Genomic DNA, 1,195 nt, shown 5'->3' with positions numbered 1-1,195 from the left:
GTTGTTTGGCTCATAGCCAGGTTGCTGACGAACTTTCACTTTCAGGTTGAACGGAATACCGTGCAGTTGTTCGGTATCGTTCCAAACTGGAACTTTAACAGCACGGGACAGCTCTGCCAGTTCTTCCATTGCAATCTGTACAGCGACAGGGTTCGCGTTCTTGACGTTGTAACCGCCAAACATTACACGACCAGCAAAATCACCCTGCATAATCTTAAACTGAAGATTCAGACGCGCACCGCCTGGAGTTTTAGTCGGTTTGATTTCAGAGTTTACAATCTGAACAACATACCAACCAGCGGGCATCAAGCTATTGTGTTGACGCTCTGCGTGATGTCCAGCGTTAAATTGCATTCCTAAACCGGCCATTATTGTACCCCTTTGATTTTGTTAATGATTGCACCAAGATGTGGATATTCCATCTGTTCTAACGAACCAGAACGATCTTTACATACATTTGACAGATCTGGTCTGGTCAGCAGATAACGAAAATCTGCTTGAGTATTTTGGTCTTTACCAACACTAATTTTGAACACTTCGTCAAAAAAGTATGGTAATTCTGGACCTAATTTTGCACCAGGCATAGAAGGACCGTAAGACGTAATACCTGTCAACTCGTCCTTGTTACGGGACATTTTAGCTGCCATGTACACGTTAAGTCCAGGGATATCTCGAAAAGCGCGAACTAAAGTTTGCATCTTCTCAATAAGATCCCCATAAGCCTGACGCGGATCTTTCACAGTACGCTTCGCATTGTTAAGGCACTTTTCAGCAATCTCAGTAAGTGAATCCAGCGCAAGAGACTGAAAGCGCGGTAAACCATCTTCACCTACAGGATTGTTTGCAGGGTTAGTCGCCCAAACATAAGCCTGCTCTACATCCTGGATATTTTCAACCGTGATGGTTGGAATATCGTAGCAGATATCTGGTCTGTTTTCACCAAATACACGAGCAATGTTATTCGGTGTTAAAGATAAAAGCCCAGACTCCGCAGAAATCAGCAACGGTCTTGGAAGAGTTGCTGTAAGCATGGTCTTACCCATACCAGATTCACCATACACAAGCATCTTGACACCAGTGTCCAGAACTGCTTGAGCGGTAGTTGTAAATTGCATAAGTTACCTCTTGTGTGGTTACGGCTGCAATACTAGGACCCAATTACCCTGAATGCAAACGTGATTATTCACTAATATCC

The 1,195-nt window shown here is 43.8% G+C and carries 2 protein-coding genes; both read right to left on the bottom strand.

Annotation, left to right across the window (positions count from 1 at the left end):
- Positions 1-369 (bottom strand): DUF669 domain-containing protein (locus Y882_RS19710; protein WP_082121185.1); only part of this gene is annotated, 369 nt, incomplete at its 3' end.
- Entirely contained in the window at positions 369-1,115 is a 747-nt protein-coding gene (locus Y882_RS19705) for an ATP-binding protein (protein WP_046973433.1), read from the bottom strand. The genes Y882_RS19705 and Y882_RS19710, both read right to left, overlap by 1 nt.
- Between the last annotated feature and the right edge of the window lie 80 nt (positions 1,116-1,195).

This window comes from Dyella japonica DSM 16301 (genome assembly GCF_001010355.1).
In the GTDB taxonomy this organism is placed as follows: Bacteria; Pseudomonadota; Gammaproteobacteria; order Xanthomonadales; family Rhodanobacteraceae; genus Dyella; species Dyella japonica.
This window is presented reverse-complemented; position numbering and strand designations above follow the sequence as displayed.